The sequence below is a fragment of the Viridibacillus sp. KH_047 genome, from assembly GCF_057838945.1.
Map to the genome: position 1 here is coordinate 1,924,938 of NZ_CM174479.1, position 15,516 is coordinate 1,940,453.

Annotated in this window: 16 protein-coding genes and 1 pseudogene; 9 read left to right on the forward strand and 8 right to left on the reverse strand. The window is 34.0% G+C overall.

Going from position 1 to position 15,516, the window contains the following annotated elements; all coding sequences use genetic code 11:
- The first annotated feature begins 33 nt into the window (after positions 1 to 33).
- The 3 genes from proB to AC3IS5_RS09635 all read left to right on the forward strand — a co-directional run bounded on the left by proB (position 34) and on the right by AC3IS5_RS09635 (position 3,471).
- The gene (gene proB, locus AC3IS5_RS09625; protein WP_489427605.1) at positions 34 to 1,122 is read left to right on the forward strand and encodes a glutamate 5-kinase; all 1,089 of its coding nucleotides are present in this window, start codon (positions 34 to 36) and stop codon (positions 1,120 to 1,122) included.
- Positions 1,123 to 1,140: 18 nt separating this feature from the next.
- The gene (locus AC3IS5_RS09630) at positions 1,141 to 2,388 is read left to right on the forward strand and encodes a glutamate-5-semialdehyde dehydrogenase (RefSeq protein WP_489427606.1); all 1,248 of its coding nucleotides are present in this window, start codon (positions 1,141 to 1,143) and stop codon (positions 2,386 to 2,388) included.
- Positions 2,389 to 2,949: 561 nt separating this feature from the next.
- Positions 2,950 to 3,471 carry a tubby C-terminal domain-like protein gene (locus AC3IS5_RS09635; RefSeq protein ID WP_489427607.1) on the forward strand — a complete coding sequence of 174 codons (522 nt, stop codon included), beginning with the start codon at positions 2,950 to 2,952 and terminating at the stop codon, positions 3,469 to 3,471.
- Positions 3,472 to 3,506: 35 nt separating this feature from the next.
- Here the strand turns inward: AC3IS5_RS09635 and AC3IS5_RS09640 are convergent, their stop codons facing one another.
- Complete coding sequence (locus AC3IS5_RS09640; protein WP_489427608.1) at positions 3,507 to 4,193, reverse strand: DUF981 family protein; 687 nt, start codon at positions 4,191 to 4,193, stop codon at positions 3,507 to 3,509.
- A gap of 188 nt (positions 4,194 to 4,381) precedes the next feature.
- On the opposite strand from AC3IS5_RS09640, the gene AC3IS5_RS09645 reads away from it, so the two are divergent.
- From AC3IS5_RS09645 to AC3IS5_RS09660, 4 genes and pseudogenes are all read left to right on the forward strand, one after another.
- Positions 4,382 to 4,852: a hypothetical protein gene (locus AC3IS5_RS09645; RefSeq protein WP_489427609.1), complete on the forward strand. Its 471-nt coding sequence runs from the start codon at positions 4,382 to 4,384 to the stop codon at positions 4,850 to 4,852.
- A 76-nt stretch (positions 4,853 to 4,928) separates the two neighbouring features.
- Positions 4,929 to 5,146, forward strand: a pseudogene (locus tag AC3IS5_RS09650) (DUF1835 domain-containing protein); the annotation flags it as partial.
- 141 nt (positions 5,147 to 5,287) lie between these two features.
- Positions 5,288 to 5,674 carry a DUF3658 domain-containing protein gene (locus tag AC3IS5_RS09655; protein ID WP_489427853.1) on the forward strand — a complete coding sequence of 129 codons (387 nt, stop codon included), beginning with the start codon at positions 5,288 to 5,290 and terminating at the stop codon, positions 5,672 to 5,674.
- A 47-nt stretch (positions 5,675 to 5,721) separates the two neighbouring features.
- On the forward strand, positions 5,722 to 6,444 hold the full coding sequence (locus AC3IS5_RS09660) for a nucleotidyltransferase domain-containing protein (RefSeq protein ID WP_489427610.1): 723 nt from the start codon (positions 5,722 to 5,724) through the stop codon (positions 6,442 to 6,444).
- Between the two features lie 100 nt (positions 6,445 to 6,544).
- On the opposite strand, the gene AC3IS5_RS09665 is transcribed toward AC3IS5_RS09660, so the two are convergent.
- Together AC3IS5_RS09665 and AC3IS5_RS09670 are read right to left on the reverse strand one after the other, a co-directional pair.
- Positions 6,545 to 6,967, reverse strand: a complete 423-nt coding sequence (locus tag AC3IS5_RS09665) for a DUF4395 domain-containing protein (RefSeq protein ID WP_489427611.1) — start codon at positions 6,965 to 6,967, stop codon at positions 6,545 to 6,547.
- A gap of 120 nt (positions 6,968 to 7,087) precedes the next feature.
- A complete protein-coding gene (locus AC3IS5_RS09670; protein WP_053415656.1) occupies positions 7,088 to 7,489 on the reverse strand; it encodes a hypothetical protein in 402 nt (133 codons plus the stop codon).
- Positions 7,490 to 7,864: 375 nt separating this feature from the next.
- On the opposite strand from AC3IS5_RS09670, the gene AC3IS5_RS09675 reads away from it, so the two are divergent.
- Both AC3IS5_RS09675 and AC3IS5_RS09680 read left to right on the forward strand, forming a co-directional pair.
- On the forward strand, positions 7,865 to 8,521 hold the full coding sequence (locus tag AC3IS5_RS09675; RefSeq protein ID WP_489427612.1) for a DUF4085 family protein: 657 nt from the start codon (positions 7,865 to 7,867) through the stop codon (positions 8,519 to 8,521).
- A 185-nt stretch (positions 8,522 to 8,706) separates the two neighbouring features.
- The gene (locus AC3IS5_RS09680) at positions 8,707 to 9,087 is read left to right on the forward strand and encodes a hypothetical protein (RefSeq protein WP_489427613.1); all 381 of its coding nucleotides are present in this window, start codon (positions 8,707 to 8,709) and stop codon (positions 9,085 to 9,087) included.
- A gap of 63 nt (positions 9,088 to 9,150) precedes the next feature.
- On the opposite strand, the gene AC3IS5_RS09685 is transcribed toward AC3IS5_RS09680, so the two are convergent.
- The 5 genes from AC3IS5_RS09685 to AC3IS5_RS09705 form a co-directional block, all read right to left on the reverse strand.
- The gene (locus tag AC3IS5_RS09685; RefSeq protein WP_489427614.1) at positions 9,151 to 10,062 is read right to left on the reverse strand and encodes an ABC transporter ATP-binding protein; all 912 of its coding nucleotides are present in this window, start codon (positions 10,060 to 10,062) and stop codon (positions 9,151 to 9,153) included.
- Entirely contained in the window at positions 10,037 to 11,110 is a 1,074-nt protein-coding gene (locus AC3IS5_RS09690) for an ABC transporter ATP-binding protein (RefSeq protein ID WP_489427615.1), read from the reverse strand. Before AC3IS5_RS09690 ends, AC3IS5_RS09685 begins: the two co-directional genes overlap by 26 nt.
- 14 nt (positions 11,111 to 11,124) lie before the next feature.
- Positions 11,125 to 12,069 carry an ABC transporter permease gene (locus AC3IS5_RS09695; protein ID WP_489427616.1) on the reverse strand — a complete coding sequence of 315 codons (945 nt, stop codon included), beginning with the start codon at positions 12,067 to 12,069 and terminating at the stop codon, positions 11,125 to 11,127.
- On the reverse strand, positions 12,069 to 12,998 hold the full coding sequence (locus tag AC3IS5_RS09700) for an ABC transporter permease (protein WP_489427617.1): 930 nt from the start codon (positions 12,996 to 12,998) through the stop codon (positions 12,069 to 12,071). The genes AC3IS5_RS09695 and AC3IS5_RS09700 overlap by 1 nt, the downstream gene beginning before the upstream one ends.
- 133 nt (positions 12,999 to 13,131) lie before the next feature.
- Positions 13,132 to 14,796, reverse strand: a complete 1,665-nt coding sequence (locus AC3IS5_RS09705; protein ID WP_489427618.1) for a peptide ABC transporter substrate-binding protein — start codon at positions 14,794 to 14,796, stop codon at positions 13,132 to 13,134.
- Positions 14,797 to 15,516 lie beyond the last annotated feature (720 nt).

Below are 15,516 nucleotides of genomic sequence, written 5' to 3' on the forward strand. Positions count from 1 at the left end.
GGGTTTTTTTATGTTGTATTGGAGGCAGTAAAGATGGATAAAAAAAGAATTGTTGTGAAAATAGGTAGTAGCTCTTTGACGAATGCGAAGGGTGAGATAGATCAAATAAAGTTTCAAGATCATATAAATGCAATTGCAACACTACGTCAAGCTGGTCATGAAGTGGTATTAGTATCATCTGGGGCTGTGGCATGTGGTTTTCGTAAGCTAGGCTACTCTTCAAGACCCGTTACGTTAAAAGGAAAACAAGCAGCTGCAGCAGTTGGTCAAAGCCTATTAGTACAATCATATACAGAACAATTAAGTAAACATGGTATTGTGACAGCACAGATTTTATTAACTAGAACGGATTTCTCAAGCAAGAATCGCTATAAAAACGCTTATTCTACATTGTCAGAATTATTGGATCGTTCCGTATTACCAATCATCAACGAAAACGATACGGTGTCAGTAAAAGAACTTACTTTTGGTGACAATGACATGCTATCTGCGCTAGTAAGCGGATTGGTACATGCTGATCAGTTAATTATCTTAACTGATATCAATGGATTGTATGATGCTAATCCATTTAAATATCCAGATGCAAAACGCATTGATTTCTTAACTGAAGTTACGGAAGAAATGTTGTCATTCACTAGTGGTGCAGGTTCAAAAGTAGGAACGGGTGGCATGGAATCAAAATTAATGGCAGCGAAAACGGCGTATGAACTGGGCGTGAAGGTATTTATCGGGAACGGTAAAGGTGATCGAAAATTATTGCATGTATTGGAAGGTACAGGGGACGGGACGTATATAGAGAAAGACGAACTTCCTGTATTAAATAACAATAAGCAATGGATTTCATTATTTTCAGCTATTTCAGGTAAAGTCTTTGTGGACGAAGGTGCGGAGCAAGCACTTGTCTCGAAAGGTAGCAGTTTACTTCCTGCAGGTGTCTATAAAATGGAGGGTGAATTCCAAAAAGGCGATGTGGTTGAAGTTTACGGTAAAAATGGCGTGCTAGGAAGAGGAGAAGTACTCTATTCCGCAGAAGAACTAAAACAAGCGATGGGGAAACGTACAAACGAGCTTTTCGTATCAAATATTGAAGTCATTCACCGTGATAAGTGGGTAAAAGCATAACTAAGTGGAGGTAACATAATGAGCGAAGTAAAAACAAAAGGTAAGTTAGCGAAAATAGCAAGTTATCATATGAACAGTAAAACAACGCAAGAGAAAAATGAGGCATTACAAAAAATTGCAGAACAACTACTGATAGATAAAGAAACGATAATTGAAGAAAACAACAAGGATATTGTAGCGGGTAGAGAAAAAGGTCTTTCGGAATCTGTTTTAGACCGCATTTTCTTAAATGAAAAACGTATTCAAGATATGTCAGATGCGATTCTATTATTAGTAAAGTTAAATGATCCAGTTGGAGAAGTAATAGAGGATATTCAGAAAGAAAATGGTTTGCATATTGAGAAAAAACGAGTGCCACTAGGTGTGATTGGCATGATTTATGAAGCAAGACCAAATGTTACAGTAGATGCAGCGACACTATCATTGAAAACAGGAAATGCTGTACTTTTACGTGGCAGCTCATCTGCGAAATTTTCGAATATCGCACTAGTTGCATCTATACATAAGGCACTTGAGCAGACAACATTACCAGTAGATGCAGTGCAGTTAATCGAAGATACAAATCGTGAAACGGCGAAGGAATTATTTCATCTAAAAGAATATCTAGATGTACTGATTCCTCGCGGTGGAAAAGCATTAATCGATACGGTTGTAAGTGAAGCGACAGTTCCGGTTTTAGAAACGGGAGCAGGAAATTGTCATATCTATATAGATGAATCGGTAAAACCTGAGATGGCAACAAGTATTGTCATTAACGGAAAAACACATCGTCCATCTGTATGTAATGCAACAGAAAGTGTATTAATCCATGAAAAATGGTTTGCAGAGCACGGTGTTGCTCTATTAGAAGCGTTAGCAGCACATAATGTTGAGGTTATTGGCGATGACACTGTTTGTAATGCATTTTCAGGTGCAAAGCTTGCTACAGAAGAGGATTGGGCAACAGAATATTTAGCATTAACAGTTAGTGTAAAAGTCGTGTCAGAAGTGGTAGAAGCTATCGAACATATTAATATATACGGTACAAATCATTCAGAAGCTATCTTAACAGAAGATGCGTCTGCAGCAGCGCTATTTTTAAATGGCGTAGATGCAGCAGCAGTTTATCATAATGCCTCTACGCGCTTCACAGACGGCTTTGAATTCGGTTATGGTGCGGAAATCGGTATTAGCACTCAAAAACTTCATGCAAGAGGACCAATGGGTTTACAAGCAATGACTTCGAGTAAGTATTTTGTATATGGGGATGGGCAAGTAAGAAGCTGATGGCTTAAAATTCAATTTGACTTATATGTATATAGTTAAAGAGATGAAAGCTGTTAGTGTTAACACTAACAGCTTTTTTGTAATTGCAAATTGACTTAACTATGGGATGAAACCTCTAGTAAAATGAGAGTTGACAGTTTAAATTGCTAGAATCATTTCATCCTATATTAAAACATCCCAACTAATAATAACTGTTTACATAAAGGAAAATTTACACTGAATATTGAAACTGTATTGGGAATATTTTGCACATTAAAGTGATGATTTTGCTATGATTAGAATAAGAAAAATGAGGGAATGGAGTGGGATTTATGCGTAAACGAAAAGCTTTTATAATAACTTCACTCATTGATCGATACAGCTTTGATTTATGCAAATTCATTACTCGTGCATATACGTTCCTAATTTACATGTTCGATGATCTTTTATTGAGTTGTAAATACCTTTTGATAGTTTATTAAAAAGTTGTCTTCTTAATATTGTTATAACTCCGTAAGTGCGTTCCGGCCCTGAAAATGCTATAGTTTACTTATGAAACGTTTAGATTTAAAGGAGCAAATGATGCAAAGATATACTTATTTACACCCAAATTCAATTGATACTACACCAAAAATTACGGTAGCTGATGAGTTAGATCAAGCTATATTTACATTCCAACGCCACTACTCAAATGGTTTAAAGCGCATACTAGATAAAGTAATGGATTATCGTTATTTTCTACGATATGACGTTTATGATATGCAGGACGAGCCACTTTTTACTTGTAAAAAGGTAAATCGTAAAGGAAAAGTTTTTTATGAAGCAATAGATTTAAAACAACAAAAGAAATATATGCTTGCATACGACGGTTGGAAAGAATTGATTCCAGACCTTGTGATCACAGATGGAGATATGAAAATGATGATACATAAGGAAATGGAAGATTGGTCCCGCTTTGCACTTGATGGTGTAGATATTGCTCGTTGGAGGGCAACAGCAGGTGATGAGTTCTTGATAGAGCTAGAGATTGAAGAGCATTCGCCAATTCAAAATCCAGCATTTTTCATCGCAATTAGTCAATGTGTTCTTTTTGTTGGTGCATAAATAAAACGTAGTAGATAAAATGTCTACTACGTTTTTTATTTGCTCATTGAGTGGACTATTAGATCAATATGTGTAAAATAATTCATCATGCCAAATAAAATAAAGGCAATCCCTGCTATTTGCCAACAAGTAATCATGACTTTGAAGAAACTTGGTTTTGCATATTGTTTTAAAGTAAAAGGTAACAAGATAGCGCCGATTCCTGTGAGTGCATATAAACCGGAGATGAAGAGACTCTCAACTAAAGGGTATTTGGTAAAGGTACTAGTAATTAGACCGTCATTTAATGTAGTGAATAATTGAAGACGGATACTTGCAATGGCAATAGATAAAAGTGCAAAACCCAAAGCAAACGTAAAGTAAGAAAGTGGTTTTAGCAATATTGGTGCCTCTTTCATTAATATTCGAGAAATAGTCATTGAATCAATATAATCAACGTTATTTTTCGCGAAAACATTAGCTTTTCTCCATAGAAGAATGGCTACTGCTAACAATAAAACACCAAAAGCTAATGAAGATTCGCCAAAGATAATATTATTATAAGGAAAATCTATTTTAGATAAAGGAGATTTTAAAGACATATGTGCTCCGGTTATTGTTAAAATAAAACCTGGGATTGCGAACCCAATTGACCAACCTTCTAGCTGTCCAATTTTAGATCTCTTTAAATGCTTCATAAATCGAACTATTAACAGTAATCCGATACCTATTGAAATAGACATTATGGCACTATTGAGAGGTATCGTACCTAAATTTATAGTAATGTTTATCACTCCAAAAAGAGAAAGAATGGACTTAGTGTCAACATTAGTGAGAAAAACATGCATACTTATAAAGAAAAATGAAAAGCGTATTGTTAGAATGGTGAAAGAAAATGCTGTACCTACTTATTTTGAATGGAGTGAAAGAATTGAAAGAGAAGGTTTTACCAATAACTTCAATAATATTATTGATAATAGCAGTATATTTTTACATTGAATCAAGGTCTTATTTGTTTATAGATTATTTAGGAAGATTTACAGCAATACCGATTGTCTTATTAATGGGGTTGGGCATCTATTACATATCGCAACGTCGAGAGAATCAATATGCTCGCATTAGTTCTCGCTTATCTATTTCCACTATCATTATCGTCCTTTTATTAATTATCAGCTTTGAATTGTTTAAGCCATCATATACACTTGCTGATGCAGAAGTGAAGATCGCTGACAAATATGGCGTAAAAGTAATAACAGAAAAGAGTGATAAAATCATTTACAACACTGATACCTTTGCATTCCACACAGATTGCTATTTGATTGTTGGTCGAGAGGTCGATAAAGAAAATCGCTTTTTGTTTTATCCATATTCTGGTGAAATGGCTAAAATAGAAAACGAATAGGAGTGATACTTTGAACAAAATACATATCGTTTTTGGAGACTCAGCTGCTGGCAGTTTAAAACATGGACTACGCTTAATGAAAAAAACAGATGAAGAAAAGGTTATTGTCGTAGAGATATTTTTTCCATAGGACCGTTAAATGATGCACAAGCTCGTAAAGAGTGGATGCAAGAACACATCTTTAGAGAAGTGGATGAGTCGTACACTCCTTTACAAAGCGATCAATTACAAGGCTTACAAGATGATGTATCTGTTTGTATTTGGATATCTGATAGTGCACATGAACAAGTAGGGTTACGGTTTGTAATGAATGAATTAAATAATGCACAAAATCCAATTGAAATAGTGAATGTTAGTAAACAATTAAAAACATTAGAACCAAGGCTTGTGCCTAGGACTACAGGTGAAGTGATTTCAGAACAATTAATTAAAATGATGCCATATTGCGAGCCAGTCACTAAATTAGAAAAAACACGTTATGTTAACGAGTGGCAGCAACTTTCAAAGACAAAGAATGTTCTGCGTTATCTAGAAGAGGACATAATTATTTCTACAGAAGCTAATTATTATGATGATTTCATCATTGAATGTACTAAATTCTTACATAGAGAAATATTGGATAGAAAAGAAGAAGAGCCCGAGGAATTTATGAAGGCAGCTAGGTTAGTTGGGGAAGCTTCTGGCAATATTGAAAATCATATCGGTGATGCATTTATTGAGTTTCGTTTAAGAGAATTAATAACAAACGGTATGTTTGAAGTAAAAGGAGATACAAGTGCAATGAGCTTATATAGCGTAAAATTAAAGGCTGCCTTCATGTGAAATGAGGCAACTTTTATGTAAATTCTATTCAATCAGAGGTGATGATCATGGGAGATTTGAAGAAATTAAGTCCAATTGTAGCAGCACATCAATTTATCAATAAGTATTTTCCGAATTGTCAAGGAGCAGTATTGGCTGGAAGTGTTGTCAGAGGAGAGGGAACAGATACTTCTGATCTTGACATAGTTGTATTTGATAAAAGTCTAAATTCAAGTTATAGAGAGTCGTTAATCGAATTTGGTTGGCCAATCGAAGTTTTTGTACATAATTTAACGTCTTACAAATATTTTTTCGAACTCGACTACAAAGTAGCTAAGCCTTCTATGCAAAGGATGTTATGGGAAGGGATTATATTAAAAGATGAAGGGATTATTCAATCAATAAAGCAAGAAGCTAAAGAGATATTAGATAAGGGGCCTGAAAGATGGTCAGAAGAAATCATTACAACAAAGCGTTATTTTATAACAGATGTATTAGATGATTTTATAGGTTGTAAAAATCGTGCAGAAGAAATTTTTATAGCTAACGCTTTAGCTGAGCTTATTCATGAATTTGTGTTAAGAACTAATAATCAGTGGATAGGATCCTCAAAATGGATAATTCGAGCATTAAAGAACTTTGATGAAAAGTTTACAGAGGAATTTGTTGATGCATTTGATACGTATTATAAAACGGCTGAGAAAAGTAAAGTTATTCAGTTAAGTGAAATGGTAATAGAGCCTTATGGTGGTCGTCTATTTGAAGGTTTTTCGATGGGGAAAACTAAGTAAATTCATTAATTAAAGAATGAAATAGAGCCATAGAAAGATACCGCTTTAAAGTGGTATCTTTCTATGGAGCATTTATCATAAATAAGCATTTTTCATTAGATTAAGAATTACTTATTCGATACTTAAATTGTTTGAGTTGAAAAAGAACAAAGCAACCGATACAAAACCCTAAAATAGCTATAAAAGAGGCAACAGCGACCATGATCGTAAATGTATATGCAAGTACTGACCAATTAGCTAAATAGCCAATTAAGCCAAGAAATAAGCAAGAAATAGCTATACATGAATTAAACTTTTGCTGGCCAACATCTTCAGGCATATAAGCAGAAGGTTCTTTTTTCAAAAAGCGACGAGCAAATTTCATAATGGGATTATAATTAAAAATCAAACCAAGTAAATTTGCCACTAAAGGAATGGCTAGTATCCAAGGCTGACCTATAATCCAAGTTAAAATAACGCTTAAAAGTATAGTCCATTGATTTACACGAACTAATGGTCTTGGAATAAAAGGAACGGTACTCAAATTAAAAACCAACCTTTCTTATTGGAATAATTTTATTTTATACGAAATTGTTTAATTTGTGAAGACGAAACTACAATTAAAAGGAAAAAGCTGCACCAAAAGAGTAGCAGCTTTACACAATTAATATTGATATTTTTTTGTATCTGTAATGATTTTAAAGTGAATACCTTTAATTTCCTTCGTAATTTCCTCTTTTACATCATCCAGATTGACTAGTTTATTTGACCCTACATAAGTTGAAAGCTCATCCATTAAGCGGTCAAATGAATTCGAAAATAGGCTACGCATCGCATCGAAGTCTAAGTTTCGGAAGCTTCCATCAATCTCGTAAGCTTCGATTGAATTCATTTGCTTTGAAGCACCCGCGAAGCGATCATCATACACCGTATATGTTTCATCAGAAAAGGCAACGATATATAATTCTTCTCCCGTAATCGTATGTAATTCAATATTGTTCTTATGTTTTTTGACATCTGTAATACTGTGAATACCTTCTGTGTGTTTAATGTTAAATAAGCTCATTTAAAAACCCCCTAGATATTAAACCCATATAGAATCTAGTCGATTGAAAAACCCTATAAGGTTACTTTAATCATATCACAATTACCTGAAATTTGAATTTGTTCGTTACAAATTACTCATGATAATATTAATGATTTATAAACGTTATAAATAGTTATTTTACATTATTACCATAATTTATTAAATTTTATATTTACAAGGAAAATATAGGATGTATAATAATATATATAAGTATAAAATAGAATTATAGACACCTCGATAGTCTATGTAACAACCCCAGCATTTACCCAAATCTTTTCTAAGCGTAATCAATCACTTTATCTATGTTTTTTTCACAAGTTTATAAAAGCTGTACAAATGGAAGGGACTGGATGTATGAAATATTTTACAAAGCAGTGGTTTGAAGAAAATCAATTATCTAATTATTTATTTTTTCTTGTTACCATGGGCGATTGGGAAGAGGAAAAAGCTTATTATAGAGAGTATGGCATAGATTTAGAACAAGAACGCAAAATGGAATTACAACGAGATCGAGATAAATTGTTAAAACTTTTACCTAAAGAATTTCATCCATATGTTCTAGATGGCTCTATTATCGAAGGAACTCCAAGTAACCAATTGCGTAACTTGGCAAAAAACTGGCTGGTGCATTTTGATGCTTTGACCAATGAAAAGTTCGAAAGCTGTGCAGCAGATTTTATTGCAGCTAAAATGAAACTTCCCAAAACCGTAAGTGAACTATTTGTTGACTCATTTCATGATGCAATAATTCATTCAATAGAAAGAAATGAGGACCAAACATGTACAATCAAATTGAATTTAGAAAATACGTATCATGAAACGGATATGTTAACGATTACGTTCATTGGTGTTAGTGAATTTACTAGTACAGCTCCAGTCAGAAATGGCTCTTGGTGGTTGTACGAAGAGATATCAATGGTTGAGGACGGTTTTAGACTAAGTGTTTTATTTGATAGCCCATTAGCTGAATTTTCTATTGTTGCTAAAGATGTTGTAATTGAATCTAAATAGTAAATAAGAAATGACGTATGGCATTGAACTATAACGATGCTGAGAGTCAACAGATCCAAATGAAGTACGAATAGATCTAATGAATTTCATACTTTGAGATATTGAAAAATTCACTTATAAACGAAAATAATGGAATCTCATTCGATTGATTTTGATATACTAGAAGAAAACTAGGAGTTAACCTCATGTCCTTTTTAAAAACGAGAGAGATTTTAATGTTAAGTGGATTAACTTTACTATTCGTAATGGATTATTTCTCACAGTTGGAGATATTTTCAGTGATTCTGAGAAAAACTGTTCTAATATTTATTGTAATATTTCTATTAATTTGCTTTTTGCCAATTAAACAATCGAAAAGTAATGCATTAGATGAATTTAAGTGGCATGCTTTTTTAGTAGGTTATATCATTTTAACAATAATAGTGATGCAACTTCTTGGTGGTGAATCATCAAGTGGTATTAGCTTCAACAATGGGTTTGTTTGGCTCGTATTACTTATCACTGTTTGGGAATTACGCTCAAAATGGCGTAAAGTGAAGCAGGGAACAGCTGTGAAAGAAAACTAATATTATTGCTTAACATAATGAAAAACCACCGTTCATATAATGAGCGGTGGTTTTGTCGTGTTATTAAGCATTTTGCCATTTCTTTACGGATGCAGCGGTACCATAAACGAAGTGTTTATCAGCAACTTCATAAAATGAAGCGCTTTCATCTAAGTCTTCATGTACATAAGAAATTCGTGTACGTTTTGATTCTGATAATGGATCTGGTAATGGAATAGCAGAGAGCAAGGATTTCGTGTAAGGATGGACAGGCGAATGATAGATATCATCTGCTAATCCAATTTCAACGATTTTCCCGCGATACATAACTGCTATACGGTCACTAATATATTTCACCATAGAAAGATCATGAGCAATGAATAAATAAGTTAAATTAAATTCTTTTTGTAACTGTTTTAATAAGTTTACAACTTGTGCTTGAATTGATACATCAAGTGCAGAAATCGGTTCATCTGCAATGATAAAGCTTGGATTTAAACTCAGTGCACGAGCAATACCAATCCGTTGTCGTTGTCCGCCAGAAAATTCGTGAGCATAGCGGTTTGCATGTTCTCTATTTAAACCAACAGCTTCTAGTAAGGATTCTACTTTTTCGCGGCGTTCTTTTTTGTTCTTATAAAGACCGTGAATATCAAAGCCTTCACTAATAATTTCACCAGCTTTCATTCTAGGATTCAATGAAGCGTATGGATCCTGGAAGATCATTTGCATTTGGCGGTTAAATTGCTTCATCTCAATTGCTGATTTACTACTATGAACATCTTTGCCATTAAAGATGATTTGTCCATCCGTTATATCATATAAGCGAATGATAGAGCGGCCAGTTGTAGATTTACCACATCCAGATTCTCCTACTAGACCAAGAGTTTCACCTTCATAAATGTCGAAACTAATGCCATCAACAGCTTTTACGGGCTCCTTTGAAGAACCGAAATATTGAGTTAAGTTTTTAATTTCTAATAGTTTTTTCGCCATTTAGCACATTCTCCTTTCCTAAATATCCTTCAATTCGTTTTGCTACAGCTTCAGGAATTGGAATTTTAGGTGCATCAGGATGTAATAACCATGTTTTGGCAAAATGCGTTTCGCTTACTTGGAACATAGGTGGTTCTTTTTCATAATCAATTGCCAAAGCAAATTCATTGCGAGCTGCAAATGCATCTCCTTTAGGAGGATTGGTTAAATCAGGTGGTGAACCTGGAATAGTTCGTAATAACTCATCTGAATTACTATCAATATCTGGCATAGAACCGAGTAATCCCCATGTGTAGGGATGCTTAGGATTATAGAAAATTTCATTTACTGTACCATATTCAACAATTTGTCCAGCATACATAACTGCCACTCGGTCAGCGACATTTGCAACAACGCCTAAATCATGTGTGATGAAGATAATCGAAGTATTACTCGTCTTTTGAACTTCCTTCATAAGTTCTAAAATTTGTGCTTGAATTGTTACGTCAAGAGCAGTTGTCGGTTCGTCAGCAATTAATAGTTTAGGCTCAGCTGCTAGAGCAATAGCAATCACAACACGTTGTCGCATACCACCAGAAAACTCGTGTGGATACTGTTTATAGCGTTTTTCAGGCATTGGGATTCCTACTTGATCTAATAATTTTATAGCGCGTTTTTTTGCATCCGACTTTGAGACATCCTTATGTTTTAAAATTACTTCAGTAATTTGTCTACCGACACGCATAGTTGGATTCAATGATGTCATAGGGTCCTGGAAAATCATCGAGATATCATTGCCTCTTACTTTAGACATTTCTTTATCAGATAGGGGGATTAAATCACGACCGTTAAAGATGATTTCACCAGACTCATAAATACCAGGAGGTTCTGGAATCAGCTTCATCAAGGCATTACTTGTAACACTTTTACCCGAGCCAGATTCGCCTACTATAGCAAGTGTTTCTCCGGCAGTTAATTCAAAATTTACACCGCGGACAGCTTGTACGACACCCGCAAACGTTTTAAAATGGATTCTTAAATCTTTTACTTGTAAAATTGGTTCACTCATTCTGTTCAACCTCCTTATTTACGTAGTTTTGGATCTAGTGCATCGCGTAAGCCATCGCCAACTGCATTAAATGCAAAAATAGTTATAGAAATCATTAGCGCAGGGAAAATTAGTCTCCAAGGCGCATTTGTAATAGCATTGTTTCCTTCAGAAGCCATTGTACCCCAGCTTGCTATTGGTGCTGATACACCAAGGCCAAGATAACTTAAGAAAGATTCTGTGAAAATGGCAGTTGGAATAGTTAATGTCATTGTTACTAAAATAGCACCTAATGCATTTGGAATTAAATGTTTAATAATTAAATGTTTCGTATTAGCTCCTAGCGTACGGGAAGCTAAGACATATTCTTGGTTTTTGATGGATAGTACTTCACCACGAACTATACGAGCCATATTAATCCACCCAGTGACAGAAAGTGCGATAATCATAGGTATTAAACCATTCCCAAAATCTCCATTTCCTAAAACTACTGATAAAACGATTACAACAAGTAAATAGGGGACTGCTGTTAAAACATCTGCAATACGCATCATAATATTATCTACACGTTCTCCAGCTAGGCCTGAAATACTACCCCACAATACCCCGATAATTAAATCGATAACAGCAGCAGTAATACCAATGAACAAAGAAATTCTTGCACCTTCCCAAACACGAACAAATACATCTCTTCCTAAATCATCTGTACCAAACCAATTTGCTGCCGATGGAGCTTTATTGTATATTCCTAGTTGTTCACTATAAGTATATTGTGAAAATACGGGTACAAAAATAGCCATTAATAAAATAGTTACAAGTGCTATTAAACCGAATATAGCTAATTTATTGTGAGAAAATCGGATGATAACCTCTTTCCAAAAAGACACAGATTTCTTTGCTAGCTTTTCAGTTTCATCATGTCTTCCACCGACAATTTCAAACATTTCTTTTTCGATTTTTTCTAATTGTTGTTGTGGCATTATTTTTTCGCCCCTCTCAGCTTAATACGCGGATCGATAATTCCGTATAAAATATCTACGATAAATACCGCAAGTAAAAGGATGATAGAGTAGAAGACGGTAGTACCCATAATAACTGTATAATCACGATTCGAAATACTAGTAACGAAGTGTTTACCAAGTCCCGGAATTGCGAAAATTTGTTCTACAATAAAACTTCCCGTCACAACACCAGCTGTTAAAGGTCCAATATATGTAACGACAGGTAATAGGGCATTACGTAATGTATGTCTGAATACGATTGTCCATTTGCCAATTCCTTTTGCTCGGGCCATTTTGACATAATCACTATTATTTTGCTCAAGCATACTGGATCGCGTAAGTTTGGCGATAAAACCCATATGTGTCAAGGCAATGGCGAAAGCAGGTAAAATACTATAGATAAAGCCTTTCCAACCACTGATTGGGAACCAACCAAGTTTAAAAGCTATGAAATACTGCAATAAACCAGCCAATACAAAAGAAGGAATTGATATTCCAAGAACGGCAATTGTAGTGGCTAAATAATCGGGAAAACGATTGTGGTATAGTGCTGAAATGACACCTAAAAGTATGCCTAGTCCCACAGCAAGTAGCATGGCTTCGATACCCAACGTTAAAGAGATAGGAAATCCTTCTGAAATCATATCATTTGTAGAACGCATCTTATATTTCATAGATTCACCAAAATCGAATGAAGCTGAATCGATAAGATAATCTTTATATTGGATATACCAAGGATTATCTAATCCATACTTTGCATTTAATTGTTTCTCTATTTGAGGTGGAAAACTACGCTCACTCGCAAATGGACTTCCTGGGGCCAATCTCATTAAGAAGAATGTGGCAGAAATTATGACAAAAAGAGCAAGCAAAATGTACATAAGTCTTTTTAAAATGTATTTAATCACATGAAACTCCTCCTTTTTTACTTAGAGTTTAGTTTAAAAAAAGCTGTCTCATTAGCCGAATAAACGACTATGAGGCAGCTCTTTGCTGTTGATAGAATATCTAACAGTTTATCCAGCGTGTACTGCGTGCGTACTATTCAGTGATATCTGCTCTTTTAAGCTGGATATTACCGATTGGGTCAGGTTCCATACCTGTTACAGAATCCTTTTTAACAAAAAGGCTAGTGTAGTAATAGATAGGTGCAACTGGTAGTTCACCCATTGCAATTCCTTCAGCTTCTTTTAAAATTTCAAGACGCTTTGCAGGGTCTTTTTCAGATACTGATTTCTTCATCAACTCTTTGTACTTAGGATTTTCCCATCCAGTATCATTGTTGCCATTATCAGCAGTAGAGTACATTTCTAGGAATGTGTAAGGATCTCTATAGTCAGCGATCCAACCCATACGACCTACTTCATAATCTAGGTTTGTAAGTTTATCTAAATAAACTTGCCACTCAGAGTTATCGATTTTAGTTTCGATTCCTAAGTTTTTCTTCCATCCTTCTTGGATAAATTGAGCAACAGCGTTATGTGCTTCACTTGTATTAATAGAAATTCCGATTTTAATGTCAGAAGCTTTTTTAATACCAAGTTCTTTCATACCAGCTTTAAGTGCAGCTTTTGCACCTTCAATATCATTGTCTTTAATATAACCGCGGTCTTCTTCAAAACCAGCAACAGCAGAAGGAACCATTCCTAAAGCTGGTGTTTGTTCACCTTTTGTTACATTTGAAATTAACTCTTGGCGATTAATAGCTAATGTCAAAGCTTTACGAATATTAGCATTCTTCGTGAATTTACCTTTGGTGTTTAATTTGTACCAATAAATACCAGCTAATGGCTGAATATTTAATTGGTTGCTCTTTTTGAACTCATCAATTGAATCTAGTGCCACGTTTTGGAACGGAGAACCTAAATAATCAATTTCACCAGCTTTAAACATACTTATAGCAGTAGGTTCTTTTTCAACCATGCCAATATTTACTTCGTCTAATTTAACATTGGCAACGTCCCAATAATCAGCATTCTTTTCTAATTTTAAAGAGTCATCATGTTTCCATTCAGCTAATTTGAATGGACCATTTGTAACGTAGTTTTCACCAGCATCTGCGTACCATTCTTTGTTTGCTTCAGCAACCTTCTTGTTAATAGGCATATATGTTTGGAATGCTGTTAACTCAAGGAAGTAAGGCGTAGGATTTGCTAAAGTAACTTCCAATGTTTTATCATCTACAACTTTAATAGCAATATCATCAGCAGAACCTTTACCAGTATTAAATTCTTCAGCACCTTTAATAGGGTAAAGTTGAGATGCATATTCAGATGTATTAGCTGGATCTAAAGCCCATTTCCAAGCGTATTCAAAATCGCCTGCAACAACAGAATCACCATTTGTCCATTTAGCATCACGTAATTTAAACGTGTAAGTCAATTGGTCATCACTAATTTGAATATCTTCAGCCAATGCTTTTTCATATTTTGCATCTTTATCAAGTCTAGTTAAACCTTCAAAAAGGCTTAATAAAATATTCCCAGAAGTTGTATCAGTAGCCAACTGTGGATTCATTGCAGGTGGTTCAGAAGAAATAACCAAATTTAAAGCTTTTTTCTTTTCTTGCACTTCATTTCCAGTACCTTTATCACCTTTATTACCTTCATCTTCTTTAGCTGTTTCTCCCCCAAAATTACATGCAGCTAAGATTAATGAAATGATTGCTAAAAGAGTAAACAGTACGTACTTTTTCTTTTTAGCCATTTAAATCCCCCTTATCTAAAATAATAAGCCCTTGTGAAAAGCTTAATTTCAATATAACAAAAAAAGAATTCCATAGAAACAAATAAAATCCATTTATATATTTTATTAGTGTAATAACTTTTTAATAGTAATATTGGTAGATTTAGTGCGTTGAATTGTCAAAGTGAGTTTGTGGTATTTTTATGATAATAAAAATAGTAATTTAATAAATATGAAAGAAAACTATTAATGTGGATATTTGTTATGTTATCAATATAATAAAATATATAATTTCAGAATATTAAAAATAGTTCGAAATAACCATATATCTAATTACTGAATATTCTATCTAATTCTCGCTATTTCTACATTAATATACTTTTTTCGTAAAATACTTACCGCTTTAATTATATGATTCAAAGTATTCTTTTATGTATTAATGTATTATTTTAAGATTTAACTCCAACTTTTAATTTGTTATTATTGAAGAAGAGTTCGTCACCTATTTTGGTTAATACAAAACTTTTAGTCTAATTATTACTGATCTGTATATGAAAATGATGAATTAGTATGTGCGATTTCAAATATAACTAATATATAATTTTCTATATTTTAGATGATAAATTTGTACAAGTTACATACACCGTTAGTGTTTTTAGGAGCAGGGGGCATCAATTAATTGATTTCTTGTATCGAGCAGTAATCTTGAACGATGGGTTTACACCAAATAGATTTAAAATG

Excerpts from the sequence above, each read along its gene's own strand:
- AC3IS5_RS09685 (WP_489427614.1), bottom strand. The coding sequence starts at position 10,062 with ATGGCGAAAAAACTATTAGAAATTAAAAACTTAACTCAATATTTCGGT.
- AC3IS5_RS09655 (WP_489427853.1), top strand. The coding sequence starts at position 5,288 with ATGCCATATTGCGAGCCAGTCACTAAATTAGAAAAAACACGTTATGTT.
- AC3IS5_RS09640 (WP_489427608.1), bottom strand. The coding sequence starts at position 4,193 with ATGTCTATTTCAATAGGTATCGGATTACTGTTAATAGTTCGATTTATG.
- proB (WP_489427605.1), top strand. The coding sequence starts at position 34 with ATGGATAAAAAAAGAATTGTTGTGAAAATAGGTAGTAGCTCTTTGACG.
- AC3IS5_RS09635 (WP_489427607.1), top strand. The coding sequence starts at position 2,950 with ATGCAAAGATATACTTATTTACACCCAAATTCAATTGATACTACACCA.
- AC3IS5_RS09670 (WP_053415656.1), bottom strand. The coding sequence starts at position 7,489 with ATGAGCTTATTTAACATTAAACACACAGAAGGTATTCACAGTATTACA.
- AC3IS5_RS09695 (WP_489427616.1), bottom strand. The coding sequence starts at position 12,069 with ATGCCACAACAACAATTAGAAAAAATCGAAAAAGAAATGTTTGAAATT.
- AC3IS5_RS09660 (WP_489427610.1), top strand. The coding sequence starts at position 5,722 with ATGGGAGATTTGAAGAAATTAAGTCCAATTGTAGCAGCACATCAATTT.
- AC3IS5_RS09675 (WP_489427612.1), top strand. The coding sequence starts at position 7,865 with ATGAAATATTTTACAAAGCAGTGGTTTGAAGAAAATCAATTATCTAAT.
- AC3IS5_RS09680 (WP_489427613.1), top strand. The coding sequence starts at position 8,707 with ATGTCCTTTTTAAAAACGAGAGAGATTTTAATGTTAAGTGGATTAACT.
- AC3IS5_RS09705 (WP_489427618.1), bottom strand. The coding sequence starts at position 14,796 with ATGGCTAAAAAGAAAAAGTACGTACTGTTTACTCTTTTAGCAATCATT.
- AC3IS5_RS09690 (WP_489427615.1), bottom strand. The coding sequence starts at position 11,110 with ATGAGTGAACCAATTTTACAAGTAAAAGATTTAAGAATCCATTTTAAA.
- AC3IS5_RS09630 (WP_489427606.1), top strand. The coding sequence starts at position 1,141 with ATGAGCGAAGTAAAAACAAAAGGTAAGTTAGCGAAAATAGCAAGTTAT.